This is a genomic window from Streptomyces sp. NPDC057099 (assembly GCF_042671245.1).
GTDB classification, from domain to species: domain Bacteria; phylum Actinomycetota; class Actinomycetes; order Streptomycetales; family Streptomycetaceae; genus Streptomyces; species Streptomyces purpurascens.
In genome coordinates, this window is record NZ_JBHUTX010000060.1 from 1 (window position 1) to 26,821 (window position 26,821).

A 26,821-nucleotide genomic window follows, 5' to 3' on the forward strand; every position below is an offset into this window, starting at 1 on the left:
AGCAGCATGATCGTGCCGTGCATCGTGAACGCCTGGTTGAACTGCTCGTTCGACATGATCTGCAGACCCGGCCGGGCCAGCTCGGCGCGCATGAACAGCGCCATCACGCCACCGATGACGAAGAACGCGAACGATGTGATCAGGTACATCGTGCCGATCGTCTTGTGATCCGTGGTCGTCAGCCACTTGAGGTGCTTCATACCCCGCCTGTGTCCGAGCCCCGCCCGGGCGTCACACTGCGGGGGCGCGACGAGGATCACGAAAACGGGTGTGACGATCGAGAAGGTGCCGGACACGAACGGGACATGAGCAACGACGAGATCTTCGCCGCTGCCTACCGCGAGCACTACTGGGCGGTCAGCCGCTATGTCGCACGGCGACTGGAGGGGCGGGCCGGTGAGGTGGAGGAAGTGGTGGCGGAGGTGTTCACGGTCGCCTGGCGGCGCCGGGCCGACCTGCCGCCCTCCCCGCTGCCCTGGCTGTACGGCGTGGCACGCAACTGCCTGGCCAACGCGGTACGCGGCCACGGACGCCGCCGCCGGCTCGTCGACCGGCTCGGCAACGACGACACCGCGCACGGGCGGCACATCGCGATGGGCCCCGAGGCCGACACCCCCGGCGCCTGGGTCCACGAGGCACTGTCCCGCCTCTCCGCGGCCGACCAGGAGGTGCTGCGCCTGACGGCCTGGGAGGAACTCGGCGTCGACGAGGTCGCGGTCGCCCTGGGCTGCGGCAGCAGGGCCGCCGCGATGCGGCTGCACCGGGCCCGCCGCCGTCTGAGAACCGAGATCGACCGCATGGCCCCCGAGCGCGCCAAGGCCGACGCGCACGCTGTGGGAGGGCGGGACGATGACTGACCCGTCGCGTGCGACGACCGAAGGCCTGCGCAGGGGGCGCCGCGCCTGCGCGGCCCACGGCTGCCCGAGGAGCGGGGACGTGACGGTCGGTGAAAGCCGGCCGGGTGCCTCGTATCCGCCGTCGCCGACGGGCCGTCGGCCTGTCCCGCGTCCCGCCCGCGCCGCCCACGGCTCCGCCCCGAGCGAGGCTCCTACGGCCGGCGAGGCCGGCGCCCCGTGCCCCCTGCCCGCCGCCCACATGACCGCCCCGAAGGAACACGGCCATGGCTGACGAACTCGAACTGCTGCGCAGCGCCAATCCGGTGCCGCACGACGGCCCCCACCTCGGCGACGGCCCCCTGGACCACGACGCGGAGCGCCGGCTCGCGCGTCTGCTGCGTAAGCGGCCCTCCGGCCGACTGCGGGACCGGCTGCTGCCGGGTCCGGGCCGGATCCGGCTGGCCTGGGGGCTGGTGGCCACCGTCGTCGTCGCCGCGCTGACCCTCACCCTCGTGCTGAGCGGCCCGGACACCACACCGGCGGTCGCCGCACCGCGCCCGCTGGTGGTGCACACCGGCTCCGCCCCCGTCCCCCTGGACCTGCTGGCCGAACGTGCCGAGCAGGCCGCGGCCGACGGCTCGCCCCGCCTGCGCAAGGGCACGCACGTGCAGTCCTGGAGCCTGGGCATGTCGGACGACAAGCCCCCGATCACCCTGCCCGAGGAACGCATCGTGCGCTGGCAGGCCGATGCCGGCCACACCGAGCTCGTCGTGGCCACCGACCCGAGGCATCCGGGCCGTCCCGTCCTCTCCGACGCGGACGGCGAGCCCCACCTCGTCGACGACGGACACGTCATCAGCGACCGGACCTACCCGCCGAGCTGGAGCGACGCACCGCCCCAGTCCCCTCCGCCGCGCGACCCCGCACGGCTGCGCGCCTATCTGACGGAGGCCCAGTACCTCGACGGGCCGCTGACCACGCCCCAACTGCTGGACGCCGTCGAGGTACTGCTCGACCACTGGACCCTCGGCGCCCGGGAGACCGCGGCGCTCGCCCGGCTCCTGGCCGACGCCGAGGGACTGCGGCCGGTCGGCCGGGTGACCGACCGGCTGGGCCGGCGCGGCCAGGCGTACGTGTACGACGGCTCCGGTGTCCGCCACATGCTGATCGCGGACCCGGCCACCGGTGACGTCCTCGGCCTGGAGAGCACCTTCACCGCCGACGAACCGGAGTACGGCGTCAAGAAGGGGGACGTGATGTCGTACAGCGCCTGGATGCGCTGATCACACCCCGGGCAGACCGAGCTGCCGGGCCGCGGCGTCCACGGTCTGCTCCAGCAGCGTGGCGATCGTCATCGGGCCGACCCCGTCAGGCACCGGAGTGATCAGCGAGGCCCGTTCCACGGCGGAGTCGAAGTCGACATCGCCCACGTTGCCGGCGTTGTACCCGGCGTCGATGACGACGGCGCCGGGCTTGATGTCCCGGCCGTGGATCAGCCGGGGCCGTCCCACCGCGGCCACCACGATGTCCGCCTCGCGCACGGCGGCGGACAGGTCCCGGGTGCGCGAGTGGCAGTACGTGACGGTGGCGTCCCGGGCGAGCAGCAGCATGCCGACCGGCTTGCCGAGGATCGCGCTGCGGCCCACGACCACGGCCCGCTTCCCGGCCGGGTCGACGCCGTACTCGTCGAGCAGCCGCATGATCCCGCCGGGCGTGCAGGACACGAAGCCCGGCAGGCCGAAGCTCATCGTCGCGAAGGAGGCGAAGGTGACGCCGTCGACGTCCTTCCCGGGCGCGATCGCCTCGAACGCGGCCCGCTCGTCGATGTGCTCGCCGACGGGGTGCTGGAGGAGGATGCCGTGCACACCCGGGTCGGCGGACAACGCCTCGAGCGTGCCGACGAGTTCCCCGGTGGTCGTGGCGGCGGGCAGCGTCACATGCCGCGAGGTGACACCGGCCTTGCGGCAGCGGTTCTGCTTCATACGGACGTAGGTGACGGACGCGGGATCCTCGCCGACGAGCACCGTCGCGAGACACGGTGCCGTGCCCGTCCGCTCGGTGAGGTCGGCTGCCCCCAGCCGTGCCTGGGACATGATCCACTCCTGGGCTGGGGTGCTGCTTCGCCCAGGCGCACGGCATCCGACTCCGCGGGGCCGCTCCCCGGTGGCACCTCAGCGCCAATCACGGCCCGGCCCCACCCCAACGGTGTCGCTCCTACTCGTCCCAGGCCTGGATCAGGGTCTGCTCGGTGATCTTGCCGCCGCGCAGCGAGATCATGGACTCGGACAGGACGCGCACGCCGTCCGCGTACTCGCAGCTCTCGCTGTAGGCGGCCTCGTCGCCCTGGACGACGCACCGCTCCATCTTGTGTGTCATGTCGCGGCTGTAGACGTCCTCCAGCATCCGGCCGATCTCCTCCCGGCCGTGCAGGACCTTGGGGTGGCTGGGCTGGGTCGTGCGGTCCACGATGCGGAGCTCCGCGTCGTCGGCGTAGAGGGAGAGCAGAATCTCCGGGGTCTGTCCCTCCACGCCCCGGCGCAGGGTGTCTCGGTCGAAGGCGGGGTCTGCCGCGGTTCCCATGATGACCTCCTTCGCAGGGCCGCGGCCCGACGGGGTGCGGGCCGCGAGTAGCCTCACCCCCGAGCCTCCTCCCGCCCGCCGGGCTCGGCAAGCGCAGCCGGGCCACCGGCCCCGGGACGACGGCTCAGTCGGCCGCGGCCAGGAACTGGGTCGCCGCCAGCTCCGCGTAGAGCGGGTCGGCGGTGACGAGTTCGCGGTGCGTGCCGACGGCCCGGACCCGGCCCGCGTCCATCACCACGATCCGGTCGGCCATCGTCACCGTCGACAGCCGGTGCGCCACGACGAGGACCGTGGTCGTACGGGCCACATCCGCGACGGTGTCCCGAAGCGCCGCCTCGTTCACCGCGTCCAGCTGCGAGGTCGCCTCGTCGAGCAGCAGCAGCCGGGGGCGGCGCAGCAGCGCGCGGGCGATGGCGACACGCTGCCGCTCACCGCCCGACAGTTTGGTGCCGCGGTGCCCGACGAGCGTGTCGAGCCCTGCGGGCAGCCGGGCGATCAGGCCGTCGAGACGGGTCGTCTTCAGCACCCGCGCGAGGGCGTCCTCGTCCGCGTCCGGATTGCCCAGCAGCAGGTTGTCCCGCAGGGAGCCCGACAGGACCGGCGCGTCCTGCTCCACATAGCCGATCGAGGCGCGCAGTCGGGGCAGTTCCCAGTCGTACAGGTCCCGGCCGTCCAGCGTGATGACGCCGGAGTCGGGGTCGTAGAACCGCTCGATCAGCGAGAAGACGGTGGTCTTGCCGGCGCCGGACGGGCCCACGAACGCCGTCATGCCCTGCGCGGGCACGGCGAACGTCACGCCGTGGTGGACGTACGGCAGGTCGTCGGCGTAGCGGAAGCGGACGTCGTCGAAGGCGAGGGCGGCGGGCTGTGCGCCGGGGGAGGGGAGCGGCGCGAACCGGGAGGACGGCTCGGCGGGCAGGAGCAGCGCCTCCTGCATGCGGGTGAGGGCCGCGGCGCCCGTCTGGTACTGCGTGACGGCGCCGACGACCTGCTGTATCGGGGACATCAGGTAGAAGACGTAGAGCAGGAAGGCGACGAGCGTGCCCACGTCGACGGCGCCGGTCGCGACGCGGGCGCCGCCCACCGCGAGCACCGTGATGAAGGCGATCTGCATGGAGAGCCCCGCCGTGTTGCCCGCGGCCGCCGACCACTTGGCGGCCCGCACGCTCTGCCGCCAGGACTCCCGCGCCGCCTCGTGCAGTGTGTGCTCCTCCCGGTGCTCGGCACCCGAGGCCTTCACGGTGCGCAGGGCGCCGAGGACCCGCTCCAGCGAGGCACCCATGACACCCACCGCGTCCTGCGCCCGCCGGCTCGCCTTGTTGATGCGCGGCACGATCACGCCCAGGAGCACCCCCGCGCCCGCGATCACGGCCAGCGTGACGCCCAGCAGCACGGGATCCACCAGGCCCATCATCACGATCGTCGCGACGAGGGTGAGACCGCCCGTGCCCAGACCGACCAGCGAGTTGGTGGTGACCTGGCGCAGCAGCGTGGTGTCGGAGGTGATGCGGGCCATCAGGTCCCCGGGTTCGCTGCGGTCCACGGCCGTGATCCGCAGCCGCAGCAGATACGACGACAGCGCGCGCCGCGCCCCGAGCACCACCGACTCGGCGGTGCGCTGCAGCACGTACGAACCGAGTGCCCCCACCACCGCGTTGGCCAGGACCAGCGCCGACATCGCCAGCAGCGCTCCGGTGATGGCCCGGTCGTGCGACAGATCGTCGATCAGCCCCTTGGCCACCAGCGGCAGCAGCAGCCCGGTCGCCCCGGTGACCAGTGAGAGCACGGCACCGGCGGCCAGGGACCAGCGGTGCGGCCGGACGTATCCGAGGAGCAGCCGCCAGGGAGGCACGGCGGTATCGGTCGCTGCGAGGCTCACGTCGCTCCTTCGGCGTCGGGCGGAGCGTTCAGGCTACGGCGCGGGACTCGTGCCATGTCCGGCCTTTCGCCACCGGGGGAAATCGTGATCATGCGTCTGAGGTGGCCGATCCCCGCCCCTTACCGATCAGTCGCGCGTAGGGTCGGAAGGGACGGACCCCGGCCGACGAAGGAGTCAGCGCCATGGCGCAGGAAGTACGCGGTGTGATCGCACCCGGCAAGGACGAGCCGGTGCGGATCGAGACGATCGTGGTGCCCGACCCCGGCCCCGGAGAGGCGGTCGTGCGCGTCCAGGCCTGCGGGGTGTGCCACACCGACCTGCACTACAAGCAGGGCGGCATCAGCGACGACTTCCCGTTCCTGCTCGGCCATGAGGCCGCGGGCGTGGTCGAGGCGGTCGGCGACGGCGTCACCGACGTCGAGCCCGGCGACTTCGTGATCCTCAACTGGCGTGCGGTGTGCGGGAAGTGCCGGGCCTGTCTGCGCGGGCGGCCCTGGTACTGCTTCGACACCCACAACGCCGAGCAGAAGATGACCCTCGCCTCGACGGGCCAGGAGCTCTCCCCGGCCCTCGGTATCGGCGCCTTCGCCGAGAAGACGCTGGTCGCGGCCGGGCAGTGCACCAAGGTCGCCCCGGAGGTCGCCCCGCAGGTGGCCGGGCTGCTCGGCTGCGGCGTCATGGCCGGCATCGGCGCCGCGATCAACACCGGCAACGTGGGCCGGGGCGACACGGTCGCCGTCATCGGCTGCGGCGGTGTCGGTGACGCGGCCGTCGCCGGGTCGCAGCTGGCCGGAGCGGCACGGATCATCGCCGTCGACATCGACGACCGCAAGCTCGAGACCGCCCGGACGATGGGCGCCACCCACACCGTCAACTCGCGCGAGACCGACCCGGTCGAGGCCGTCCGCGAGCTCACCGGCGGATTCGGCGCCGACGTCGTCATCGAGGCGGTCGGCCGCCCGGAGACGTACAAGCAGGCCTTCTACGCCCGCGACCTCGCCGGCACGGTCGTCCTCGTCGGTGTGCCCACCCCGGACATGAAGCTCGAGCTGCCGCTGCTCGACGTCTTCGGCCGCGGCGGATCGCTCAAGTCGAGCTGGTACGGCGACTGCCTGCCCTCCCGCGACTTCCCCATGCTGATCGACCTGCATCTGCAAGGGCGCCTGGACCTCGGGGCGTTCGTCACCGAGACCATCCAGCTCGACGAGGTGGAGAAGGCGTTCGAGCGGATGCACCACGGCGACGTGCTGCGCTCGGTGGTGGTGTTCTGATGACCACCCGAGTGGAACGCCTCGTCACCTCCGGCCGGTTCAGCCTCGACGGCGGCAGCTGGGACGTCGACAACAACGTGTGGATCGTCGGCGACGACCACGAGGCGATCGTCATCGACGCCGCCCACGACGCCGACGCCATCGCCCGGGCCGTCGGGGACCGCCGGCTCACGGCGATCGTGTGCACACACGCCCACAACGACCACATCGACGCCGCCCCCGCCCTCGCCGAGCGCACCGGGGCCACGATCTGGCTGCACCACGACGATCTGCCGCTGTGGAAGCAGACCCACCCGGAGCGGGAGCCCGACGCCTGGCTGGTCGACGGCCAGACGATCGAGGCCGGCGGCGCCGACCTGCGGGTCCTGCACACCCCGGGGCACGCGCCCGGCGCGGTGTGTCTCTACGACCCGGGTCTTGCCACCGTCTTCAGCGGCGACACGCTGTTCCAGGGCGGCCCCGGCGCCACCGGCCGGTCCTTCTCGCACTTCCCGACGATCATCGACTCGATCCGCGACCGGCTGCTCACGCTGCCGCCCGAGACGAAGGTCCTCACCGGCCACGGGGACCCCACGACCATCGGCGCGGAGGCCCCGCAACTGCAGGAGTGGATCGCCCGGGGCCACTGACCGCGTGTCGCCGGCGAAAGGCGACAGAAGATGTCCGGATTACCCGTCACTCTCGAAGCACCACGCATTCACGGCAACGGGAGGTAGGACATGTCAGCTCCGCTGAAGGGCAAGGTCGCACTGGTCGCCGGTGCGACCCGGGGCGCCGGACGGGGCATGGCGGTGGAACTCGGCGCGGCGGGCGCCACCGTCTACGTCACCGGACGCAGCACGCGCAGCCGCCGCTCGGAGTACGACCGGCCCGAGACCATCGAGGACACCGCCGACCTGGTCACCGAGGCCGGCGGACAGGGCATCGCCGTACCCACCGACCACCTCGACCCGGCGCAGGTCCGCACGCTCGTGGAGCGGATCGACGGCGAGCAGGGCCGCCTCGACGTCCTCGTCAACGACATCTGGGGCGGCGAGAAGCTCTTCGGGTGGGACGTCCCGGTCTGGGAGCACGACCTCGACAACGGCCTGCACCTGCTCCGGCTCGCCGTCGAGACACACGCGATCACCAGCCACCACGCCCTGCCCCTGCTGCTGCGCCACCCCGGCGGCCTGGTCGTCGAGGTCACCGACGGCACCGCCGACTACAACGGCGACAACTACCGCGTGAACTTCTTCTACGACCTCGCCAAGGCGTCCGTCCTGCGCATGGCCTTCTCCCTCGGCCACGAACTCGGTCCGCGCGGCGCCACCGCCGTCGCCCTCACCCCCGGCTGGCTGCGCTCGGAACTCATGCTGGAAACCTTCGGCGTACGGGAGGACAACTGGCGCGACGCTTTGGAGCGCGTCCCCCACTTCGCCATCTCGGAGACCCCGCGCTACGTCGGCCGGGCCGTGGCCGCGCTCGCCGCCGACCCGGACGTGGCGCGCTGGAACGGCCGGTCCCTCTCCAGCGGCGGCCTCGCCCAGGTGTACGGCTTCACCGACCTCGACGGCAGCCGCCCGGACGCCTGGCGCTACCTGGTCGAGGTCCAGGACGCGGGCAAGCCGGCCGACACCGACGGCTACCGCTGAGTCACCCCCGGGGCAGTACCTTCGGCCCATGACGGACACCAGGCGCTTCGAGGGGTACGGGGTTCTCATCACCGGCGGGGCACGCGGCATCGGTGCCGCCACCGCCCGCCGGTTCGCGCGGGAGGGCGCCCGGGTCCTGGTGGCCGACCAGGACCCGGCCGCGGCCACACGGACCGCGCGGGCCCTGCGGGACCAGGGATTCACCGCGGAGGGGCGCGCGTGCGACGTCGCCGACCGGGCGGCGGTCGAGGCCGCCGTCGCCCACGCCGTCGACACCTTCGGCTCGCTCGACGTGCTGGTCAACAGCGCCGCCCACTGCTCGCCCGACGCGCCCCTCTTCGAGGACGAACCGGACGAGTCGTGGGCGCGCGACCTCGACGTCACCCTGTCCGGCGCGTACCGCTGCTGCCGTGCCGCGCTGCCGCACCTGGCCGCCTCCGGGCGCGGCGCTGTCGTCTCCATCGGCTCCGTCAACGGCCTGCAGGACTTCGGCAACCACGCCTACAGCGCCGCCAAGGCCGGCCTGGGCTCCCTGACCCGCACCCTCGCCGGTCACGCCGCCGCGCGCGGTGTCCGCGTCAACCTGGTGGTGCCGGGCACCGTCCGCACCACCGCCTGGGAGGGCCGCGACGAGGACCTGGAAGCGCTGCGCCGGCTCTACCCCCTGGGCCGGGTCGGCGAACCGGAGGACATCGCGGCCGCCGTCACCTTCCTCGCCTCCCCCGACGCCTCCTGGATCACCGGCACCACCCTGACCGTCGACGGCGGCCTCACCGCCGTCAACACGGCCTTCCACGACGCCCTGCGCCCCTAGGGCCCTTCTGGCGGATCTCCGCAGTGTCGCGACGCCCGGCACGCCCGGTCGCCGCGCGGTGAGGTATGTCACCGTTTCGTCGCAGGCCGGATCCCCGCACAACCGAAGCCCCCCTTCGCCCGTCTAGCTGGCAGAACACCGCAGACCAACTCCGCGAAAGGGCATGACGAGCCATGGGGGACGTACGCAGACGGGGAGCCGTCGCACTCGGGATCACCGGCCTGGTGACACCGCTCACACTCGCGCTCGGCGCCACCCCGGCGCAGGCGGCGAGCTGCACCACGCAGACCGGCCCGCATCAGAAGCAGGTGGAGAAGTTCCTCGGCCGTCCGGTCGACGGCAAGCAGTCCGCCGCCGACTGCAAGGCCATCCGCGCCTTCCAGACCAAGCACGGGATCTCCCCGAACATCGGCTACGCCGGGCCCGTCACCTGGGGCGTGATGGACCTGATGCAGAAGCAGAAGGCCGTCGGGACGAACCCCAACAAGGACGGCAAGTGCCCGGTCAACAAGGGCCGGATCGCCTGTGTGAACCTGACCCTCCAGCTGAGCTGGATCCAGGACGGCAAGAAGCTCGTCTACGGTCCGGTCCCGGTCCGCACCGGCCGCAACGGCGACGAGACCCGCACGGGCCTGAAGAAGATCTACTGGCGCAACATCGACCACGTCTCCTCCATCTACGACGTGCCGATGCCCTACGCCCAGTTCTTCGACGGCGGCCAGGCCTTCCACTCGGTCGGCATCAGCGTGTGGAACCCGCCGGGCTCGCACGGCTGCGTCAACATGACCAAGACCGACGCCAAGAAGTACTGGTCGCTGCTGAAGAAGGGCGATGACGTCTTCGTGTACGGCCGCAAGCCGGGCACCTGATCCCAGGCACCCGGCCCGCACGGTCCCCTACTGGGGCGCGTCCCCGAAGTCCGGGATCTCCAGCCGTACCCCGCCCTGCCGCGCGGACTCGTGCGCGATGATGCCGGGCAGGGTGTAGCGGGCGGCCACCCACGCGTTCACCGACGGCAGGGTGCGCGAGTTGACGGCGGTCACGAAGTCGTCGACCAGGAAGTGGTGGCTGCCCTCGTGGCCGTTGTGGAGGTTGTCGAACTCCCTCGGCAGCCGCTCCCGGTCGTGCACGGGCGCCGACCCGGAGGTGAAGGCGGCCCGCAGCTCCGGCGCGATGTGCTGCAGCGACGGGTCGTCGGGAGCCATGGTGGGCTTGGGCTCCAGCAGTTCGCTGATGTCCTTCACCCCCTGCTTGTCCTGCCACAGGGCGACCGTGGCGAGCTGCTCCATGCTCGCCTCGGTGCCGAAGAAGCGGAAGCGCGACTCACGGATGTGCGAGGGGTAGCCGACCCGCCGGAACTCGTTCGTACGGAACGAGCCGCCGCCGGCGACCTCGAACAGCGCGGTGGCGTTGGAGAAGTCGTTGCCGAACTGGCTGATGTCCTTGTCGAAGACGCCGTCGCCCCGGTCGTCGAGGACACCGATCGCCGACACGCTGACGGCGTGCGTCTGCCAGGCGCCCAGCACGCCGCCGATCGCGTGCGTCGGGTACAGCAGCGGGGGATAGCTGGCGGTGGCCTTCCAGTTCTCGCCGCCGCTGTACTGGTAGGCCTCGTAGAAGCCCAGATCCATGTCGTGGACGTAGTCGCCCTCGGCGTAGAAGAGCCGTCCGAAGGCGCCCTCGGCGATCTGGTTGCGGGCGTGGACGGTCGCCGGGTTGTACTCGCTGGTCTCGCCCATCATGTACGTCAGGCCGGTGGCCTTGACCGTGTCGATGATCGCCGCGATCTCCTCCGTGCTGATCGCCATGGGGACCGCGGAGTACACGTGCTTGCCGGCGTTGAGGCCCTGGAGCACCAGCGGGCCGTGCGTCCAGCGCTGGGTGAAGATCGCGACCGCGTCGACGTCCTCCGACTCCAGCATGGCCTGGTACGAAGGGAAGGTGCCCGCCAGCCCCTGGGCGGAGGCGAGCTGTTCGGCCCTCTCGGGCAGCAGGTCGGTGACGTAGACGTCGCCGACGCCGGGGTGGGCCTGGAACAGGGTGGCGAACTGGCCCGAGAACTGTCCGGCGCCGACGATGCCGAGGGAGAACGTCATAGGAGCATGCCCTTCACTGTGCGGGTGATCACTGCGAGAGGATCAGGTTGATCTGGTCGTTGGTCTGGTCGAGGCTGCTGACGGGCTTTCCGTTGCCGTAGATGTCCTCCATCGCCGGCTGCATGAGCGCCGTCATGTCCGCGGAGTAGCTGGCGATCGGGTAGGAGAACGTCCGGAAGCGCTTCTTGTCGGCCACGGGTTCGGTGAACGACGAGACGTCGATGCCCTTCTTCCGGTACGCGGCGACGGCGGCCTCGGTCCCGGCCGCGGTGGCGGGGAAGACGACGCCGTACTTGCCCACGACGGTCTGGCACTCGTCCGAGGCCAGATACGCCACCCACTTCTTGGCGCCCGCCTTGTTCCTGGACGCCTTCGTGATGGAGTCGGCGAGGCCGTTCATCATGGTGGCGCGCTTGCCGGTGGGTCCGGCCGGTGTCGCGGCGGTCTTGATGTCCCGGCCCTTGAAGCCCGTGTAGGTGGAGATCATCCAGGCCCCGTCGAACGTCGTGGCCGCCTTCCCCGCCGCGATCTGCGTGTTCTGCTGGTTGGACTGGATGTTGTAGTCCGACAGCGGCGGCATGTAGCCCTTCTTCGCCAGGCCGAAGTACCACTTGACGACCGACTGGAAGGTCTTGCTGTCGTACTGGTACTTCGTGCCCCAGCGCGCCTTGTTCAGGTAGTTCCACCCGGCGGAGCCCGTGAAGGGGCTCCACTGCGTCTGGCCGTCGCCGAAGCCGCCGCCGCCCGTGGCGAGGCCGTACACCTTGACGTTGTTCTTGTCGAAGCCCGGCTCGTCGCCCCGCTTGCCCTTCCTGTCGATCGTGAGGTGGGCGATGGCCTTCTCGAAGGTGCCGCCGTCCTTCGGGTTCCAGGACAGCTCGCCCATCCGCTCGGCGGTGAGCCCGGCCTCCTCGGTCATCTTCGAGTTGTAGAACAGCGAGACGGTGTCCCAGTCCTTGGGAGCGCCGTAGCGGTGGCCGTCCTTGCCGATCCAGTTGGCGGCGAGGCCCGGCTGGTAGTCGGAGTTCTCGATGCCGAGGTCGTCGAGCGGTTCGAGGGCCTTCAGATCGACGAACTGGCCGAAGTTCTGGATGTGGTCGGTGAACACGTCCGGCGCGGTGCCCGCGATCAACCCGGCGGTGAGCTTGGTCCAGTAGTCGCTCCAGCCCAGCTGCGTGATCTTCACCTTCAGCCCGGGGTTCTCCTTCTCGAACCCCTTGGCACAGGCCTGGTAGGCGGGGAGCTGGTTGGCGTCCCACAGCCAGTACGTGACGGTGTTCGCGGAGGATCCGGCCGCGCCTCCCTGGGCGCATCCGCTGACCAGGGACAGCGCCAGCGCTCCGGTCGCCGCGACGAGCGGACGAAGTCGAATTCGCATCACAGTCCCCTTACTTGATCCCGGTGAAGCCGATGGAGCTGACGATGCGGCGCGCGAAGCAGGCGAACAGCACCAGCATGGGCAGCGCGGCGATCAGCGTCGCCGCCATGAGCCCGGACCAGTCGACGCCGGTGGCCGGGGTCTGTGCCCGGAAGACCGCCAGCGCCACGGTGAGCACCCGCGAGCTGTCGCTGTAGGAGACCATCAGCGGCCAGAAGTAGTCGTTCCAGGAGGTGATGTACGTCAGCACGCCCAGCGTGATGATCGGCGTGGACGCCATCGGCAGCACCACCCGGAAGAAGATCTTGATCTTCCCGGCGCCGTCGAGCAGCGCGGCCTCCTCGACCTCACTGGGGATGTTCATGAAGAACTGCCGCAGGAAGAACACCGCGAACGGCGTCATGAACATGGTGGGCAGCGCGATGCCGAGGAGCGTGTCGATCAGGTGCAGTTGCTTGATGAGGACGAAGTTCGGCAGCAGGGTGAAGATGGCCGGCACCATCATCCCGGCCAGGAACAGCCCGAACACCTTGTCCCGGCCCCGCCAGCGCAGCCGAGAGAAGGCGTACGCGGCCATCGCGGAGAAGAAGATCTGACAGCCGGTGATCAGGGTCGAGACCAGCACGGAGTTGAGCAGATAGCGCCAGAAGTCGAGCCCGCCGCCCGCGCCGCCCTGTTTCACGGCCTCCTCGGCCGACTGCATGCCCAGGGCCCGTTCGAAGCCGCTCGTGGTGAGGTCCACCGGCAGCGGGTTGGTCGGGTCTGCGCTGAGGCCGGCGTTGGTGGAGAGCGCGGTGCGCAGGATCCAGTAGAACGGCAGCATGGTGATGAGGACGATCAGTCCCATCACGGTCCAGGCGGCGGCTTTCCCGAAGGAGAACCTGCGCCGGGCCGGTCGCACGGTCGTAGGCGTCGTTGTCGTCACGGTGGCCATGTCGGTGTCTCCCTTCCGTCAGCCGAGGTCGGTCCGGCCGGCCCGGGTGAGCCGGTACTGCAGGATCGTGATCGCGCTCAGCACGACCAGCAGGGCGACGGACATGGCCGAGGCGTAGCCGAACTGGAAGCGCCCGAAGGCCGAGCCGTAGATGTAGTACTGGAGCACGTTGGTCGCGTTCGCGGGCCCGCCCGCGGTGGTCACGGCCACGGTGTCGAACACCTGGAACGACCCGATCACGGTCATGATCAGCACGACCGCGAGCACCGGCCGCAGCAGCGGCATGGTGATCCGCCAGAACATCCGCCACTCGCTCGCGCCGTCCACCCGGGCCGCCTCGTACATGTCGTTGGGTATCGCCTGGAGACCGGCGAACAGCAGCAGGGCGGTGTATCCGACGTGCCGCCACACATTGATGAGCGCGATCGTCGGGATGGCCCAGGTCTCGTCGGCGAGGAACGGGATGCGGTCGGCGCCGAGGGCGCTGACGATCTCGTTGCCGATGCCGAGCTGTGTGTCGAGGATCCAGAGCCAGACGAGGCCGGCCACGACGTTCGACATCAGGTACGGCGTGAGCACGATCCCGCGCAGCATCGCCGACTGGGTCAGCCGCTGCAGCAGGACGGCCATGGCGAGCGCCGCGAGCGTCTGCACGCCGATGTTGATGACGACGTACTCGACGGTGACCCACAGCGAGTCCCAGAAGATGGGGTCGTTGACCATGCGGACGTAGTTGTCCAGGCCCACCCACTCCGCCGGTGTCAGCAGGTTGTAGCGGGTGAAGCTCAGGTAGATGCCCCGGAGCGTGGGCCAGAGCAGGAAGACCACGAAGCCGAGCAGTGCCGGCGCGATGAACACCGCGGCCAGCCGTCCGTCTCCCCGGTTGTCCCCCACCTCGGCCTTGCGTGTCCTGGGTTTGCTGCGTGCCTCCGCGGCGCCGCCCGCGGGCAGGCGCGACGGAGGACTGCTGGAGGCGATGGTCATCGGGCGACTCCCTCGCATACGGCGGCTCGTCCTCTGGCGGGACTTACTTTTGGCGCGAAACAATTGCTGCGTCAAGGGGTGCGCAAACATCTTTTCGCAGGAACCTTCATCGTCCTAGAGTGGTCATGTTGGTTTCAGTGCGAAAAAAAGGCTGAGGGGAGTCGGACGTACATGACCGCAGGCACCGCCGGCTGGCTGCCGCTGAGCGCGGGGGAGCGCTCCGTGGCGATCGAAGTACTCGTCCACGGCCCGCTGTCCCGGACCGAGCTCGCCCGGAGGCTGGGGCTGTCGGCCGGCAGTCTCACCCGGCTGACCAAACCGCTGATCGAGTCGAGCCTGCTGATCGAGGTGGCCGAGGCCGGAGCACCGGCGGAGGCCCGCCAGGGCCGCCCCTCACAGCCGCTGGACGTCGTCGCCGACTCCGGGTCCTTCCTCGGCTTCAAGATCACCGAGGACACGGTCTACTGCGTCGTCACCACGCTCCGCAGCCACATCGTCGCCCGCCACGACCGTCCGCTCACCACCCACGACCCCGCCGAGGTCGCCGACCTGCTCGGCGCGATGACCGCCGAACTGGCCGCCGAACACCCCCGGCTCGCCGGAATCGGCATCGGGGTCGGCGGTTTCGTGCGGGACCGTGCCGTGGTCGGGGAGTCCCCCTTCCTGCTGTGGCGGGACGTCCCCCTCGCCGAACTCGTCGAGGAGCGGACCGGACTGCCCGTGGTCGTCGAGAACGACGTCGCCGCCCTCGTCGAGGCCGAGACCTGGTTCGGTGCCGGGCGCGGCCTGGACCGCTTCGCCGTCCTCACCATCGGCGCCGGCATCGGCTACGGGCTCGTCCTGGGCGGCAAGCGGGTGTCCTGCGCCGAGGAGGACCGCGGCTTCGGCCGTCACTGGATCGTGGACCCCAGCGGCCCGCTCACCCCGGACGGCCGGCGCGGCAGCGCCGTCTCGCTGCTGACCATCCCCAACATCCGCTATCAGGTCCAGGCCGCCACCGGCCGCGACCGGACCTACGAGGAGATCCTCGCGCTGGCCGCCGCAGGGGAGCCGATGCCCGCCCGGGTCATCGGCGAGGCCGCACGCGCCCTGGGCACGCTCGTGGCCCAGATCTCCAATTTCGTGATGCCGCAGAAGATCCTGCTGGCGGGGGAGGGGGTCGGGCTGATGGATGTGGCGGGCGAGACGGTCGCGCAGACCATCCGAGACAACCGGCATCCCCTGGCCGCACCGGTCGACCTCGAGACGAAGGTGTCCGATTTTCACGACTGGGCACGCGGCGCGGCCGTGTTGGCTATCAAGGTGCTGGTCCTGGGATCAGCCGAAGCGTGAACAGGCTCACGTTTACCGGGAGATGGACGTGATCAGCAACACTGTCCGGAATGCCCGATTGGCTCGTGATTACTCACATCGCCTTCACGTCCAGGACCGTATGCTTCACACCATGTCCACCACTGTTGAATCCTCATCCGAGCGATCGGCTGACGAGGTCAACGAGGAGATCCGGGCCCTGTGGCGCCGGTCGGGCGGGACACTGAGTGTCGAGCAGCGCGAGGAGTACCGGCGGCTCGTCCTGGAGTGGGCCGCCGCGGCCCCGCAGTCCGTGCCGGCGGCCTGAGAGTCATCAGGGTCCGCTGACACAGCGGACCCGCCCCCGTGCCCCGGCAGCCATCACCCCCAAGTGGCCCCGTAATACTGCCGATACGCCTTGCGGTCCTGCTCCGTGCGAATCCAGCGGGTCGCCACCAGGGCGAGGAGGCTGCCCGCGATCACCAGCAGACCGGGGCCGACGTTGCGCGGGTCGGTGAGGCGGGTCAGCAGGCCCGCCACGTCCTCGCCCGTCACCGGTGCCGACGAGCCGGGCGAAGCGGCACCCGAGGCCGACGGAGCGGGCCCGGCGCCACCGGCCTGCTTGGCCACGATCAGCTTGACTCCCAGCTCGGTCAGCGCCTTCGTCACCGGCTGGAAGAACGTCGTACCGCCCGCCTTGCAGTCCCCGCTGCCGCCCGAGGTCACGCCGAGCGCGATGCCGTCGGCGAACATCGGGCCACCGCTGTCGCCCGGTTCGGCGCACACGTTCGTCTCGATCAGCCCGGTGACCGTGCCCTCGGGGTAGTTGACCGTCGCGTTCAGCGCGGTCACCTCACCCTCGCGCAGCCCGCTGGTGCTGCCGCTGCGGAAGATCTTCTCCCCGACCTCGGCATCGGCCACACCCGTGATCCGCACCCCTTCGCCCTCGCCGACCGCGACGACCTCCGCGCCCTTGCCCGCCTTGCCGTTGTCGTACTTCACCAGGGAGTAGTCGTCGCCGGGAAAGCTCCCCTTCAGCGATGTGCCGACCTGGTCGCGGCCCCGGTCGTCGGAGAACCAGACGGAACCGTCGGGTCCGCAGTGCCCCGCCGTGAGGATGTAGTCGGTCGTCCCGTCGGTCACGTTGAAGCCCGCCGAACAGCGCCCGGCGGTCGACAGGATCGGCTCCGCGCCGTTGATCCTCGTCGTGAACGTGCCCTCGGTGCGCTCCATGCGCACGAAGCCGCCGATGCCGTCCGCGACATCGGTCAGCCGGGACCAGTCGGACGATGAGACCGTGCGGTCGCCCCGCACCACGACCTGGTTGTTCTGGTAGTCCAGGGCCCAGGAGGTCCCGGCCACCCGCGGCGCCGAACGCAGCGTCGACGTGGCGGACTTGAGGGCGCTCATGCTGTGGGACACCATCTTCGCCTTGGCGCCCGCGCGCTTCACCTCGGCGGCCGCCTTCTCGTCGGTGACCGCGACGACCGGCCGCCCGGACGCGTCGACCCAGCTGCCCGCCGTGCGGGAGGTCCCGAGCCGGGACACGAGGTCGGTGCCCATGCCCGTGCCCGGCTTCGCCGAGTAGGGGACACCGACGGATGGGTCGGGGGGCTCGCTCGCCACAGCGGTGGTGACCATCGTTCCTCCGAGGAGGAGTCCGCCGACGGCCGCCAGCTGTGTCACTCGCCGGACGACCCGTCGTCGTGCGTGCCTCATGCATGGCTCCCGAACCCGAACATCGCGGTGCGAACACCACGGGGCCCTCCTGGAGTTGAGCGCCCTGTTCTCCATACGGAGCGGAGCCGTGCCGTGTTCAGCGCGAGCGTGATCTCTTCATCGCCGGCCGGTGACCGGAGCGGCCGGGGCGGCGAGCAGCGCCAGGCTGCGGGTGTCACCCCACACCGACGCCGGATCGACGTAGGGCCGCAGCAGGGCGGTGAGCGCCGGGTCCCCGCGTCCGTTCAGCTCGTCGGAGGCGATCTTGCGGGCGATCCCGGCCAGGAAGTCCGCCACCTGCACCCGCGCGTCCTCGCGCGCGACGACGAGCCGCAGCCCGGCCAGGCCGACCCCCGCCCGCAGCGCCGCCTCCTCGAGCCACGCGATGCGGTCGGGCGTCAGCATGTTCTGCCGGTCGTGCACCAGACGGACCTCCCGCCCGTCCCCGCTCCACAGTGCGGCCGTCCGCACGATTGCCGGGAGCAGCGGGTTGAGCACCGGGATCAGGGGCGGTCCGTCCAGGAAGTCCGCCCGATACGACACCGCGCGGGTCCGGGTCGCCGCGAGCCGGTCCAGGACCCGCCCGGCGTCGGTGCGCGGGTGCGCCTGCCGCAGGGCGTCGACCGTGTCGTAGAACCCCTCGACGGGGGCGCCCGGCTCTCCGTTGTTGCGGACCCGCAGCAACTGGTTGGCCGCCTCCAGGAACGCCCGCCAGCCCTCCTCCCCGAACGTCCGGCGTCCCGCGCGGAACAGGACGACGGCCGCTGCCGGGTCGTCCAGCAGCAGGCCGACGGCCCGGTCCACCACGAAGAACGTCTTCTCCATGAGATGCACCCGCGCCCGCCCGTGCATCGGCCCCTCGGGCACCAGCAGCCACTCCAGCACCGCGCGGTGCTTCTCCCGCAGCAGGTGGTTCGCCTTGTACTCCTCGGCGGGCGACCGGATCCGGTCCCGGATCTCCCGCACGGCCGCCGCGGCCGACGCCGTGGACAGCGAGACACTGGCGTGTGCGAACACGTCCGTGTTCCCGCCGGTGAGGTTCTCGCCGTCCGACCCCGACTCGTCGCAGGCGATCTCCAGGAACGGGCCCGCCGCCCCGCCCCGCACCCCGTCCGCAAGATTCCCGGTCACCGCACAGCCCCCTATCGTGTGCCCATGACCAGGATCCCGCACGAGACGTCCGGTGAACCGAATCCCCTGGAAGCCCTCACGCTCGACCACCTCCGCCGCCGCACGAGCATGAAGTGGCGCACCTACCCCGAGGACGTGCTGCCCCTGTGGGTGGCCGAGATGGACGTACCGCTCGCCGAGCCCGTCGTGCGGGCCGTCACCGACGCCCTCGACCTCGGCGACACCGGCTACCCCGCCGGCACGGCCTACGCGCGGGCGCTGGCCGCCTTCGCCGAGAAGCGGTGGAACTGGTCCGGGCTCGCCGTGGAGCGCACCGCGATCGTGCCCGACGTCATGCTGGGCGTCGTCGAGATGCTGAAGCTGGTCACCGGGAACGGGGACGCGGTGGTCGTGAACCCGCCGGTGTATCCGCCGTTCCACCAGTTCGTCGCGCACATGGACCGGCGTGTGGTGGAGGCCCCGCTCGGGGCGGACGGGCGGATCGACCTCGGTGTCCTGGAGGAGACCTTCCGGCAGGTCGTCTCGGACGGGGGCCGGGCCGCCTACCTGCTGTGCAGCCCCCACAACCCGACCGGCGCCGTCCACACGGCGGAGGAGCTGTCCGCCGTGGCCGCGCTCGCCGAGCGGTACGGCGTGCGGGTCGTCGCCGACGAGATCCACGCGCCGCTCGTCATCGGCGGCACGGACTTCGTGCCGTATCTGAGCGTGCCGGGCGCCGAGCGCGGCCTGTCGCTGATGTCGGCCTCGAAGGCCTGGAACCTCGCCGGACTCAAGGCCGCCCTCGCCCTCGCAGGACCCGGGGCCGCCGCCGACCTGGCGCGCACGCCCGAGGAGGTCGGGCACGGCCCGAGCCACGTCGGCATCATCGCCCATACCGCCGCCCTGCGCGAGGGAGGTGCCTGGCTGGACGCCCTGCTGACCGGCCTGGAGACCAACCGGCGGCTGCTCGCGGACCTGCTGGCCGAGCACCTGCCCGCGATCCGCTACCGCCCGGGCGACGCCACCTACCTCGCCTGGCTCGACTGCCGCGCGCTCGGCCTCGGCGACGACCCGGCGGACGTCTTCCTGCACCGCGGCCGCGTGGCCTACAACTCCGGCCTGCCCTTCGGCACCGGCGGCGCCGGGCACGTCCGCCTCAACCTGGCGACCTCGCCGGAGGTGATCACGGAGGCGGTGCGCAGAACGGCCGCCGCGCTGCGCTGACCCCGGGGCGCGCCGCGCCGGTCACGCTCGTACACTGCCCGCCATGGACGACAGTGCGCTGGACGAACTGGGCGCGGGCAAGTACCTGCTGATCACCAGCTACCGCAAGAACGGTACGCCGGTCGCCACCCCCGTCTGGGTGGTACGCGACGGGGACGCGCTCGGCGCCTGGACGGTGGCCGACTCCTGGAAGGTCAAGCGGATCCGCAACCGCGCCGACGTCCTGGTCGGCCCCTGTGACCTGCGGGGCAACCCCACCGGTGAGCAGGTGCCCGCGACGGCGGAGATCTGCGACCCGGCCACCACCGCCCGCTACCGGAAGCTGATCGCCCGCAAGTACGGCCTCATGGGCCGGCTCACCCTGCTCGGCAGCCGGCTGCGCCGGGGCCTGGACGCCACCGTGGGTCTGCGGATCGTGCTCGCACCCTGAGATCGCCCCGGGACCTCTCCGAATTCCCCGGCCGGCTCGCAGAGTGAAGGGCGGTCAGCTCCAGGCCCGGTACGGCTCGTCGAGCAGCTGGAAGACCGGCTCGCCCCGGACCGGGTCCTTGGCCGTGGACAGCCGCACCCGGTCCCCGCTGTGGATGCCGATCGGCGGGCCCATCACCCGGCCGCGCACGACGAACCCCTCGGCCATCTCGACCATGGACACATTGCGGGCCGCGGGCGTGTTGCGGTGCACCACCGTGGAGTGGCGCACCGTGCCCGTGCCCTCGCTGCGCTCCGTCCGCAGGTCGCTGCCCCGGCAGACCGGACACAGCAGGCGGTGGAACATGGCGGTGCCGCACCAGGTGCAGCGCTGGAAGAGGATGGCATCCGTGTCCTGGCCCCTCGGGTCGAGGAGACCCGTCGAGGAGCCGGCTGTCTGCTGAGCGACGCTTCCTGAGTGGTGGTACACGCTGGTCAACTCCCTGCACTCGGGCGGAATCCCGGGTGCGCGGTCCCCCGCGCACACGCGTGCCCGGTTCGCCGTGCCACCGTGCACGCAGCACAGCGTATGGCACTCAGTGCCACTCGTAAAGGCACTCCGTACCCTCAAATGTGCGGACCCTCAGGCCTGCCCCAGGGTCGACTCGATCTCCTGCACCACCCGCCACAAAGGCGCTCCGCGCCGCGAGACGACCACCACCACGTCCTCCGGCTTCGGTTCCGCCACGGGCGCCGGCGCACCGCCGAACGCGGACTGCACGTACGCCAGCGCGTGGTCCACCGTGGCGCTCGCCTCGTCCTGTCCGTCCGAACGCAGCCAGGAGCGCAGCGCGTTGTTGTGTGCCGCGACCACCGACGCCGCGATCACGTCGGCCTGCAGGGTCCCGTCCCGGCGGGCCGCGAAACGCCGGCGCAGATACTCGGCGAGGGCGCGCTCGTAGCGCCACACCACCGACAGTTCGTAGGCGCGCAGCCCGGGGACCTGCTTGGTCAGGCGGTAGCGCTGTACGGAGAACGTCGGGTTCTCGGCGTACATCCGCAGCACGAGCCGGGCCGCGTCGCAGACCCGCCGCACGGGTTCGTCGTCATCGGAGCCCTCCGCCAGGAAGGCCGTCATGTCGGCCAGGCAGCGCTCGTGGTCCGGGAAGACCACGTCCTCCTTGGAGGGGAAGTAGCGGAAGAACGAGCGCCGTCCGACGCCGGCGAGCGCCACGATGTCGTCGACGGTGGTCTGCTCGTAACCCCGCTCGAGGAACAACTGGAAGGCCGCCGCCACCAGGGCGTCCCGCATGGGCGGCTTTCCGTTCCCGAGGTCGGCTTTCTCGGAGCTCATGGGCTGGAACGTAGCACCCGAAAGGCCGCTCATGGCACTCAGTGCAGTCATAGGGAGGAACTGAGTGCTCTCTGAACTCCTGGCGCGGCAGCCGCGTATCTAGCGGCGGAACGATCCTCGAAGACGGGCGCCTGCGAGCCCGGACGGAAGGAGGGCAACGTGTCGACACCGTCCGAGCCCCGGCAGCCGCACGACGGCCCGGCCCTGGAACCCATCCGCGTCCTGCGGCCCCGCCGCACCGACGCGCTGGCGGAACTGATGCGGGAGTACCGGGAGCAGACGGCCTCCGCATCCGGCGGCCCTGAGTCCGGCGGCTATGAATCCGTCTCTCTGCCGGCACCTCCGCCCGGCTCCGAGGCCCTGACGCAGGAACTCCCGCCGGTCGCGCGCGCCCGCCGCGACAGCCGTGCCGCACCACGCCCCGGATCCGGACTGCGTCGCGCCGCCATCGCGGTGGCGGTCGTCGCGGCGGCGGTGATCGGCTTCGGCGGTGCGCTGCTGCTCCGCGGGGGCGAGAAGACCGAGGACAACGCGGCCCCCGCACCCCGCCCGACCGCGTCCGCCGCCACCCCCACACCGACACCCACCCCACCCGCCGCGGCTCCGGCCGACCCCGACGGCCCCGGCACCCTGCGCGAGGGATCCAGCGGCCCCGAGGTGACCGAACTCCAGGAACGTCTCCTGCGCATCCCGGACGTCTACCGCGACGGCTCCACCAGCGGCAGCTACGACCCCACCCTGACCGCCGCGGTCGCCCGCTTCCAGCTCTGGTACGGCATCCGCGGCGACGAAACGGGCGTCTACGGCAACGACACCCGCACGGCACTGGAATCCCGCACGGCACCGAACACGAGCTGACGGGCACTGCCTGCCTCTGTCCCCGGGATGGCACCCCCACCCCCGGCATGGTGAGGTGATGCCGAGGGGCGTCGGCCACCGTGGTGGAGGAGTAGTGGTGTGGGCATGGACGCGTTCGTCGGCCGACTGGATCCCGACCTGTGCGTGGTCACGGCCGCCGCCGCGGGTGAACGGGCGGGCTGTCTGGTCGGGTTCGCCTCGCAGTGCTCGATCCGGCCCGTGCGGTTCGTGGTGTGGCTGTCCGAGCTCAACCACACCTTCCGGGTGGCCCGGAACGCCGAGGTGCTGGCCGTGCATCTGCTCGCCCGTGAACAACGCGGCCTCGCCGAGCTGTTCGGCGGGCGGACCGGCGACCGGACGGACAAGTTCCAGGGGCTGCGGTCGCGGGAGTCGTACGGCGGGGCCGTCGTCCTGGAGGACGTGCCGGCCTGGTTCGTCGGCCGGATCGTGACGCGTGCCGGGGGCGGTGACCACGTCGGCTTCGTTCTCGACCCGGTCGAATGGGGCGGACAGGAGGCGTACGACGGTCCCCTGCTGCGCCTCTCCGACGCCCACACCATCGCGCCCGGTCACCCGGTCGACTGATCTCGCGACCCCGCATTTCGAACGCCGGGCAACGGCTGGGAAAAGGAGCCGTACGGCGGAGGCGACGGGCTTCACCCTGGGCCCATGAACGGCTCCCGCATACCGGGTCTGGTGCTGCCCACCCTGTTCCTGCTGGCCCTGCTCGTGGGCCTGTGGTGGTACTGGCGGCACCGTGGTGACTCCTGACCCGGGGCACGCGGCCTTCCCCTACGGTTCCGGCACCCTCGGAACCCGGACGTCCACGACGCACACGTCGTCCCTCCGCTCCTCCGGCAACATCTGCGCGAGCAACGGCCCGAGCGACCCGGGCCCGTCGGTGTGCGGAGCCGCCACGGCCTCGGCGAGCCGCTCCAGACCCCGGTCGATGCCGTCCGGAGGGTGCTCGACCAGGCCGTCGGTGAAGAGGATGAGCCGGTCGCCCGGTTCGAGGCGGCACTCCGCCTCCTCGTAGACCGGCGTGGAGGTCGCCCCGAGCACCATGCCGCGGGGCCGGCGCAGATACCGCGCCTCGCCGTCCCGCAGCAGCAGGGGCGGGGGATGCCCGGCCTGGGCCCAGGCCAGGCGCCGCTGCCGGGGGTTGTAGCGGGCCAGCACCATCGTGGCCGTCGCATGGGAGTCGCGGGAGTGCAGCAGCAGCGTGTTCAGCCGGGCGAGCGCGCCGGTCAGCGACGAGCCGGTGATGACCATGCCCTTCGCGGTGAAGCGGAGCTGGGCCATCGTGGCGACGGCGCCGACACCGTGCCCGGCGACATCGCCGACCACCAGCAGCGCGCCGTCGTCGGGCAGTTCCACGGCGCTGAACCAGTCACCGCCGACGTGCACACCCGACTGGGCGGGCAGATAGGCGACCTCGACACGCAGTCCCGCCAGTTGCACCGGCCGGTTGGCCATCGGCAGCAGCGCGTGCTGAAGCCGGGACGCCAGGGTCCGCTCGGCCCGGAGTACGTCGTTCTGCGTGAGGATCGCCTGCTCGCTCTCGACCAGGGCCAGCTCCGCCCGCCGCCTGGCGGTCATGTCCTGCACGACACCGTGCACTTCGACGGGCGTGCCGTGCGTGTCGGCCACGGCCTCGGCCACCAGGCGCAGATGCCGGATGACACCGGACGTCCTGATGCGGAACGGCAGGTCGAACGCCCGCCCGTCCTCGACGAGTCCGCGGACGGCACGGGTCAGCGCCGGCGCGTCCTCGGGCAGCGCGAGCTCCGGAAGCCCGGCGAGCCCCACCGGGCCGTCCGCCGAGTCCCGGCCGAAGATGGCGAACACCTGCGACGACCAGGAGGCCTCCAGCGTCGCCAGGTTCCAGTTCGCCCAGCCGAGGTTGCCCAGCCGCTGGAGATCCGCGAGCCGCTGCTCCTGCCGGTCGGAGGAGCCGTGCCGGACCCAGCTGACGACCAGTGCGTCGCCCAGCCGTGCCACCCGCGCCGAGTACGTGGACAGCGCGGCGATGCCCGCCAGCACCTCCTCGTGCGCGAACGGCTCGCTCTCGTACGGCTCCCCGGTGGTCAGCGTGTGCACGCAGCCCCACCACAGCGGCTCGCCCACCAGGGCGGGCCGGAACTCCAGCAGCCGCCGCCCGGCCAGTTCCTCACCGGGACGGCCCAGCAGGTCGCCCGCCTGAGCGGTCGCGGCCTCCACCCGGAAGTCCTCGGTCTCGCCCGTCGCGGCGCTGAGCGGGGTGAGCAGCATCGCCGCGAGGGGCAGCGCGTCGAACAGCGTCTGCACCACGTCCGTGGCGGCGTCGGCGGACCGCTCCGGCGGCGCGTCGAAGGCGCGCAGCCGCCCGGCGCACAGCCCGGCGACGCCCCGCAGATGAGCACGGTCGCGGGGCGTGAACGACCCGGCTCGGCCGCGCAGCACGCCCACGCAGACCTCGGCCGAACCGGCTCCGGTCACGGGCAGCCAGGCACGCGACCGCCACTGCTCGGGAGGCTCCCCGATCAGCAGGTACCGCCGGGCGTCCGAGGCGAAGTCCTCCAGCCAGCGCGGCTCACCGGCGCGCAGCGCGTCCAGCGCCGCGATCCCGCTCAGCGGCGGCACCTGGCTCCACTGGGCGGCCAGCTTGTCCTCGATGCCGGCGTGCCCGATCAGTTCGAGGCCGCCGTCGGGCCTGCGGGCGAAGAGCATGACCGCGTCCGCCGCCATGTCCGGCCCGAGATGCTCCAGCAGACACCGGGCGAGGTCGTGCGGTGTCGGCACCCGTACCAGTGCCTGGCCGAGGCGGGCCAGGGCGGCGGCGACGTCGTCCGGCGTGGTCGTCTTCTCCGGCACCGCGGACTCGGGGCCCGCGGTCCCGACGGGACCAGGTGCTTCGCCCGGATCGGGCGCGGCCGGCGCCAGGCTCCCGAGCGTGATCCAGCACTCCTCCAGCAGGGTGTGACGGGCCGCCTTGGCCCGCTGGAGCAACCGCTCGCCGGCCGCGTCCGCGGAACACCCGGTCAGCGCCATCTCCGCGCCCGTGGCCCGCTCCACGACAGCGGACATCGCCGCCTGGTCGCGCAGCCGGTCCAGCTCGGCGCGCTGCCGGGCGACGATCTTGGCCAGTTCGACCAGGTCCGGTGCGGCACCGGGCTGCGCCGGCCTCACGGGCTCGCTCGTCACGCGTTGAGCATCGCACATCCGGGCCCGTTCGAAGACTGCCTTGTCAGCACGGATCCCGGGTGCGTTCGCGGCGTCCTGCGCGTCGCGTCCGATGCCCCCAGCCGGTCAGCGGCCGTCGCGTGGATACAGCCACAGCCGCAGCAGCCGGCTGAGCCTCGGCATCACCAGATAGGTCAGCACCGGCAGCAGTATCAGGGGAAACGCGGCGGCCCGCAGCGGCAGCGGCCAGCCGCTGGTCTGCGGCGTCACCAGCCACTGGATGAGCAGGGTGAACGGATAGGCGCCGAGGAATGTCGTGAGGACCATCTTCCACCGGGGCGGTGCCTGCACCGTGGTGCCCGGCAGGCTGAACCACGTCTCCATCCCGGTGGTCGACTGGCGCTCGCTGCTGACCTCGGTGGCGATGTCCTCGATCTTCCGGTGCCAGTGCGCCCGCTCCTCGGACTCCAGCCAGGCGGCGAGCCGGTGCTGGTCGGACCAGCGCAGCACCGCGTGGAAGCGGTGGCCGTCCTCCGGCGTCAGCCAGGAGACGCCCTCGTTGCCCGGGAACCGCCTGGCGCAGCGGGCGATGCCGTGCGTCCACCGCTCGAACTCCCGCTCATGGCCGGGGCGCACCTGCCAGGTCAGGACCGTGGTCACCGGCTCTCCGCGCCGGACTTCGGTGGTGCTCATTCCGTCACGTGTGCCACGCACGGCGCGGGTCATGCACCCCGGTTCCCCGGGGCCGGGGTCACGCGTGGCGGTTCGCCTCCACCAGCGCCTGGCTGACCGCCCGGACGCTGCGCGCGATGTGCTGCAACTGCATGACCTCGGCCGCGTAGAGCTTGATCGTGTGCTCGATGACGCCCTCGTGCAGGCCGAGACCGGGCAGGTCGGCGCGGGCGGTCTGCAGGGCGGTGCGGGCCACCCGGATCTCCTGCTGGACCTGGATCTGGGCGTGCCGGGCGAGGAGGACGGGGTGGCGGATGAACACGGGGTAGCCGCCGTAGCGCGTGGGCACCAGCTCGCGCAGCCACTTGGCCGCCGAGCGCTCCCAGTCGTAGCTCCCGGGAGTCTTGACCTGGCAGGGCCAGTCCGGGCTGATGCGCGTGGACGTCAAGGGCATGATCATCGCTTCCGGGTGTGCGGCGTCGTGAGGGTGGACGACGGGTCGGGGCGGCCCCGGCCTAGGGGATGGCCGGGGCCGCCACGGACACCCGGGACGCCGGAGTGGGTAGGACCCGGCCTCCTCGGGTGCGGAACGCGAATCCGGTAGGGCCGGGTCGCGAT

28 protein-coding genes are annotated in these 26,821 nt (G+C 71.6%); 13 read left to right on the top strand and 15 right to left on the bottom strand.

Annotated elements, in window-relative coordinates:
• Positions 1 to 200: cbb3-type cytochrome c oxidase subunit I (locus tag ACFT4A_RS38130; RefSeq protein ID WP_382840026.1), on the bottom strand; the 200-nt coding region annotated here is incomplete at its 3' end.
• Between the two features lie 105 nt (positions 201 to 305).
• Between ACFT4A_RS38130 and ACFT4A_RS38135 the strand changes: the two genes are divergently transcribed.
• A complete protein-coding gene (locus tag ACFT4A_RS38135) occupies positions 306 to 857 on the top strand; it encodes an RNA polymerase sigma factor (RefSeq protein WP_382840029.1) in 552 nt (183 codons plus the stop codon).
• A gap of 263 nt (positions 858 to 1,120) precedes the next feature.
• The gene (locus ACFT4A_RS38140; RefSeq protein ID WP_382840031.1) at positions 1,121 to 2,119 is read left to right on the top strand and encodes a CU044_5270 family protein; all 999 of its coding nucleotides are present in this window, start codon (positions 1,121 to 1,123) and stop codon (positions 2,117 to 2,119) included.
• Here ACFT4A_RS38140 and ACFT4A_RS38145 read toward each other — a convergent pair whose 3' ends face one another.
• The 3 genes from ACFT4A_RS38145 to ACFT4A_RS38155 all read right to left on the bottom strand — a co-directional run bounded on the left by ACFT4A_RS38145 (position 2,120) and on the right by ACFT4A_RS38155 (position 5,295).
• Positions 2,120 to 2,929, bottom strand: coding sequence for a bifunctional 5,10-methylenetetrahydrofolate dehydrogenase/5,10-methenyltetrahydrofolate cyclohydrolase (locus tag ACFT4A_RS38145; protein WP_382840033.1), 810 nt, complete (start codon positions 2,927 to 2,929; stop codon positions 2,120 to 2,122).
• A gap of 121 nt (positions 2,930 to 3,050) precedes the next feature.
• Positions 3,051 to 3,416 carry a nuclear transport factor 2 family protein gene (locus ACFT4A_RS38150; protein ID WP_382840036.1) on the bottom strand — a complete coding sequence of 122 codons (366 nt, stop codon included), beginning with the start codon at positions 3,414 to 3,416 and terminating at the stop codon, positions 3,051 to 3,053.
• Positions 3,417 to 3,540: 124 nt separating this feature from the next.
• Positions 3,541 to 5,295, bottom strand: a complete 1,755-nt coding sequence (locus ACFT4A_RS38155; protein ID WP_382840039.1) for an ABC transporter ATP-binding protein — start codon at positions 5,293 to 5,295, stop codon at positions 3,541 to 3,543.
• 182 nt (positions 5,296 to 5,477) lie between these two features.
• Between ACFT4A_RS38155 and ACFT4A_RS38160 the strand changes: the two genes are divergently transcribed.
• The 5 genes from ACFT4A_RS38160 (at position 5,478) to ACFT4A_RS38180 (ending at position 9,883) form a co-directional block, all read left to right on the top strand.
• The gene (locus ACFT4A_RS38160; RefSeq protein WP_382840041.1) at positions 5,478 to 6,566 is read left to right on the top strand and encodes an S-(hydroxymethyl)mycothiol dehydrogenase; all 1,089 of its coding nucleotides are present in this window, start codon (positions 5,478 to 5,480) and stop codon (positions 6,564 to 6,566) included.
• Positions 6,566 to 7,195 (top strand): MBL fold metallo-hydrolase, encoded by a 630-nt coding sequence (locus ACFT4A_RS38165; protein ID WP_382840044.1) that lies wholly within the window; start codon positions 6,566 to 6,568, stop codon positions 7,193 to 7,195. The genes ACFT4A_RS38160 and ACFT4A_RS38165 overlap by 1 nt, the downstream gene beginning before the upstream one ends.
• A 90-nt stretch (positions 7,196 to 7,285) precedes the next feature.
• Positions 7,286 to 8,200 (top strand): SDR family oxidoreductase, encoded by a 915-nt coding sequence (locus ACFT4A_RS38170; protein WP_382840046.1) that lies wholly within the window; start codon positions 7,286 to 7,288, stop codon positions 8,198 to 8,200.
• Between the two features lie 28 nt (positions 8,201 to 8,228).
• A complete protein-coding gene (locus tag ACFT4A_RS38175; protein ID WP_382840049.1) occupies positions 8,229 to 9,014 on the top strand; it encodes an SDR family NAD(P)-dependent oxidoreductase in 786 nt (261 codons plus the stop codon).
• Positions 9,015 to 9,187: 173 nt separating this feature from the next.
• Positions 9,188 to 9,883 (top strand): L,D-transpeptidase family protein, encoded by a 696-nt coding sequence (locus ACFT4A_RS38180; RefSeq protein WP_382840051.1) that lies wholly within the window; start codon positions 9,188 to 9,190, stop codon positions 9,881 to 9,883.
• Between the two features lie 27 nt (positions 9,884 to 9,910).
• On the opposite strand, the gene ACFT4A_RS38185 is transcribed toward ACFT4A_RS38180, so the two are convergent.
• Genes ACFT4A_RS38185 through ACFT4A_RS38200 form a run of 4 tightly spaced genes read right to left on the bottom strand, consistent with a single transcriptional unit; the run spans position 9,911 to position 14,406 of the window.
• Positions 9,911 to 11,110 (bottom strand): Gfo/Idh/MocA family protein, encoded by a 1,200-nt coding sequence (locus ACFT4A_RS38185; protein WP_382840053.1) that lies wholly within the window; start codon positions 11,108 to 11,110, stop codon positions 9,911 to 9,913.
• A gap of 28 nt (positions 11,111 to 11,138) precedes the next feature.
• Positions 11,139 to 12,488, bottom strand: coding sequence for an ABC transporter substrate-binding protein (locus ACFT4A_RS38190; protein WP_382840056.1), 1,350 nt, complete (start codon positions 12,486 to 12,488; stop codon positions 11,139 to 11,141).
• Between the two features lie 10 nt (positions 12,489 to 12,498).
• Positions 12,499 to 13,422, bottom strand: a complete 924-nt coding sequence (locus tag ACFT4A_RS38195) for a carbohydrate ABC transporter permease (protein ID WP_382840059.1) — start codon at positions 13,420 to 13,422, stop codon at positions 12,499 to 12,501.
• An 18-nt stretch (positions 13,423 to 13,440) separates the two neighbouring features.
• Positions 13,441 to 14,406, bottom strand: a complete 966-nt coding sequence (locus ACFT4A_RS38200; protein WP_382840061.1) for a carbohydrate ABC transporter permease — start codon at positions 14,404 to 14,406, stop codon at positions 13,441 to 13,443.
• A 171-nt stretch (positions 14,407 to 14,577) separates the two neighbouring features.
• Between ACFT4A_RS38200 and ACFT4A_RS38205 the strand changes: the two genes are divergently transcribed.
• Positions 14,578 to 15,738 (top strand): ROK family protein, encoded by a 1,161-nt coding sequence (locus tag ACFT4A_RS38205; protein ID WP_382840064.1) that lies wholly within the window; start codon positions 14,578 to 14,580, stop codon positions 15,736 to 15,738.
• 100 nt (positions 15,739 to 15,838) lie between these two features.
• Complete coding sequence (locus ACFT4A_RS38210) at positions 15,839 to 16,024, top strand: hypothetical protein (protein ID WP_382840067.1); 186 nt, start codon at positions 15,839 to 15,841, stop codon at positions 16,022 to 16,024.
• A 53-nt stretch (positions 16,025 to 16,077) separates the two neighbouring features.
• Here ACFT4A_RS38210 and ACFT4A_RS38215 read toward each other — a convergent pair whose 3' ends face one another.
• Positions 16,078 to 17,415: a S1 family peptidase gene (locus ACFT4A_RS38215; RefSeq protein ID WP_382840069.1), complete on the bottom strand. Its 1,338-nt coding sequence runs from the start codon at positions 17,413 to 17,415 to the stop codon at positions 16,078 to 16,080.
• Between the two features lie 117 nt (positions 17,416 to 17,532).
• Positions 17,533 to 18,546 carry a hypothetical protein gene (locus tag ACFT4A_RS38220; protein ID WP_382840072.1) on the bottom strand — a complete coding sequence of 338 codons (1,014 nt, stop codon included), beginning with the start codon at positions 18,544 to 18,546 and terminating at the stop codon, positions 17,533 to 17,535.
• A gap of 24 nt (positions 18,547 to 18,570) precedes the next feature.
• On the opposite strand from ACFT4A_RS38220, the gene ACFT4A_RS38225 reads away from it, so the two are divergent.
• Together ACFT4A_RS38225 and ACFT4A_RS38230 are read left to right on the top strand one after the other, a co-directional pair.
• Complete coding sequence (locus tag ACFT4A_RS38225) at positions 18,571 to 19,749, top strand: MalY/PatB family protein (protein ID WP_382840075.1); 1,179 nt, start codon at positions 18,571 to 18,573, stop codon at positions 19,747 to 19,749.
• A 43-nt stretch (positions 19,750 to 19,792) separates the two neighbouring features.
• The gene (locus ACFT4A_RS38230; RefSeq protein ID WP_382840078.1) at positions 19,793 to 20,179 is read left to right on the top strand and encodes a PPOX class F420-dependent oxidoreductase; all 387 of its coding nucleotides are present in this window, start codon (positions 19,793 to 19,795) and stop codon (positions 20,177 to 20,179) included.
• Between the two features lie 54 nt (positions 20,180 to 20,233).
• Here ACFT4A_RS38230 and ACFT4A_RS38235 read toward each other — a convergent pair whose 3' ends face one another.
• Together ACFT4A_RS38235 and ACFT4A_RS38240 are read right to left on the bottom strand one after the other, a co-directional pair.
• Positions 20,234 to 20,647 (bottom strand): Zn-ribbon domain-containing OB-fold protein, encoded by a 414-nt coding sequence (locus tag ACFT4A_RS38235; protein WP_382840081.1) that lies wholly within the window; start codon positions 20,645 to 20,647, stop codon positions 20,234 to 20,236.
• A gap of 153 nt (positions 20,648 to 20,800) precedes the next feature.
• Positions 20,801 to 21,469 carry a TetR family transcriptional regulator gene (locus ACFT4A_RS38240; RefSeq protein WP_382840137.1) on the bottom strand — a complete coding sequence of 223 codons (669 nt, stop codon included), beginning with the start codon at positions 21,467 to 21,469 and terminating at the stop codon, positions 20,801 to 20,803.
• 201 nt (positions 21,470 to 21,670) lie between these two features.
• On the opposite strand from ACFT4A_RS38240, the gene ACFT4A_RS38245 reads away from it, so the two are divergent.
• Positions 21,671 to 22,369: a peptidoglycan-binding protein gene (locus tag ACFT4A_RS38245; RefSeq protein WP_382840084.1), complete on the top strand. Its 699-nt coding sequence runs from the start codon at positions 21,671 to 21,673 to the stop codon at positions 22,367 to 22,369.
• 105 nt (positions 22,370 to 22,474) lie between these two features.
• Positions 22,475 to 22,954 carry a flavin reductase family protein gene (locus ACFT4A_RS38250; RefSeq protein ID WP_382840085.1) on the top strand — a complete coding sequence of 160 codons (480 nt, stop codon included), beginning with the start codon at positions 22,475 to 22,477 and terminating at the stop codon, positions 22,952 to 22,954.
• A 207-nt stretch (positions 22,955 to 23,161) separates the two neighbouring features.
• On the opposite strand, the gene ACFT4A_RS38255 is transcribed toward ACFT4A_RS38250, so the two are convergent.
• The 3 genes from ACFT4A_RS38255 to ACFT4A_RS38265 form a co-directional block, all read right to left on the bottom strand.
• Positions 23,162 to 25,570: a GAF domain-containing SpoIIE family protein phosphatase gene (locus tag ACFT4A_RS38255; protein WP_382840088.1), complete on the bottom strand. Its 2,409-nt coding sequence runs from the start codon at positions 25,568 to 25,570 to the stop codon at positions 23,162 to 23,164.
• A gap of 87 nt (positions 25,571 to 25,657) precedes the next feature.
• Positions 25,658 to 26,224, bottom strand: coding sequence for an antibiotic biosynthesis monooxygenase (locus ACFT4A_RS38260; protein WP_382840090.1), 567 nt, complete (start codon positions 26,222 to 26,224; stop codon positions 25,658 to 25,660).
• Between the two features lie 58 nt (positions 26,225 to 26,282).
• Positions 26,283 to 26,663: a hypothetical protein gene (locus ACFT4A_RS38265; RefSeq protein ID WP_382840093.1), complete on the bottom strand. Its 381-nt coding sequence runs from the start codon at positions 26,661 to 26,663 to the stop codon at positions 26,283 to 26,285.
• Positions 26,664 to 26,821 lie beyond the last annotated feature (158 nt).

Coding starts and splice junctions, on each gene's coding strand:
- ACFT4A_RS38135 (WP_382840029.1), top strand. CDS start 306: ATGAGCAACGACGAGATCTTCGCCGCTGCCTACCGCGAGCACTACTGG.
- ACFT4A_RS38140 (WP_382840031.1), top strand. CDS start 1,121: ATGGCTGACGAACTCGAACTGCTGCGCAGCGCCAATCCGGTGCCGCAC.
- ACFT4A_RS38145 (WP_382840033.1), bottom strand. CDS start 2,929: ATGTCCCAGGCACGGCTGGGGGCAGCCGACCTCACCGAGCGGACGGGC.
- ACFT4A_RS38150 (WP_382840036.1), bottom strand. CDS start 3,416: ATGGGAACCGCGGCAGACCCCGCCTTCGACCGAGACACCCTGCGCCGG.
- ACFT4A_RS38160 (WP_382840041.1), top strand. CDS start 5,478: ATGGCGCAGGAAGTACGCGGTGTGATCGCACCCGGCAAGGACGAGCCG.
- ACFT4A_RS38165 (WP_382840044.1), top strand. CDS start 6,566: ATGACCACCCGAGTGGAACGCCTCGTCACCTCCGGCCGGTTCAGCCTC.
- ACFT4A_RS38170 (WP_382840046.1), top strand. CDS start 7,286: ATGTCAGCTCCGCTGAAGGGCAAGGTCGCACTGGTCGCCGGTGCGACC.
- ACFT4A_RS38175 (WP_382840049.1), top strand. CDS start 8,229: ATGACGGACACCAGGCGCTTCGAGGGGTACGGGGTTCTCATCACCGGC.
- ACFT4A_RS38180 (WP_382840051.1), top strand. CDS start 9,188: ATGGGGGACGTACGCAGACGGGGAGCCGTCGCACTCGGGATCACCGGC.
- ACFT4A_RS38185 (WP_382840053.1), bottom strand. CDS start 11,110: ATGACGTTCTCCCTCGGCATCGTCGGCGCCGGACAGTTCTCGGGCCAG.
- ACFT4A_RS38190 (WP_382840056.1), bottom strand. CDS start 12,488: ATGCGAATTCGACTTCGTCCGCTCGTCGCGGCGACCGGAGCGCTGGCG.
- ACFT4A_RS38195 (WP_382840059.1), bottom strand. CDS start 13,422: ATGGCCACCGTGACGACAACGACGCCTACGACCGTGCGACCGGCCCGG.
- ACFT4A_RS38200 (WP_382840061.1), bottom strand. CDS start 14,406: ATGACCATCGCCTCCAGCAGTCCTCCGTCGCGCCTGCCCGCGGGCGGC.
- ACFT4A_RS38205 (WP_382840064.1), top strand. CDS start 14,578: ATGACCGCAGGCACCGCCGGCTGGCTGCCGCTGAGCGCGGGGGAGCGC.
- ACFT4A_RS38210 (WP_382840067.1), top strand. CDS start 15,839: ATGCTTCACACCATGTCCACCACTGTTGAATCCTCATCCGAGCGATCG.
- ACFT4A_RS38215 (WP_382840069.1), bottom strand. CDS start 17,415: ATGAGGCACGCACGACGACGGGTCGTCCGGCGAGTGACACAGCTGGCG.
- ACFT4A_RS38225 (WP_382840075.1), top strand. CDS start 18,571: ATGACCAGGATCCCGCACGAGACGTCCGGTGAACCGAATCCCCTGGAA.
- ACFT4A_RS38230 (WP_382840078.1), top strand. CDS start 19,793: ATGGACGACAGTGCGCTGGACGAACTGGGCGCGGGCAAGTACCTGCTG.
- ACFT4A_RS38240 (WP_382840137.1), bottom strand. CDS start 21,469: ATGCGGGACGCCCTGGTGGCGGCGGCCTTCCAGTTGTTCCTCGAGCGG.
- ACFT4A_RS38250 (WP_382840085.1), top strand. CDS start 22,475: ATGGACGCGTTCGTCGGCCGACTGGATCCCGACCTGTGCGTGGTCACG.
- ACFT4A_RS38255 (WP_382840088.1), bottom strand. CDS start 25,570: ATGTGCGATGCTCAACGCGTGACGAGCGAGCCCGTGAGGCCGGCGCAG.
- ACFT4A_RS38260 (WP_382840090.1), bottom strand. CDS start 26,224: ATGAGCACCACCGAAGTCCGGCGCGGAGAGCCGGTGACCACGGTCCTG.
- ACFT4A_RS38265 (WP_382840093.1), bottom strand. CDS start 26,663: ATGATCATGCCCTTGACGTCCACGCGCATCAGCCCGGACTGGCCCTGC.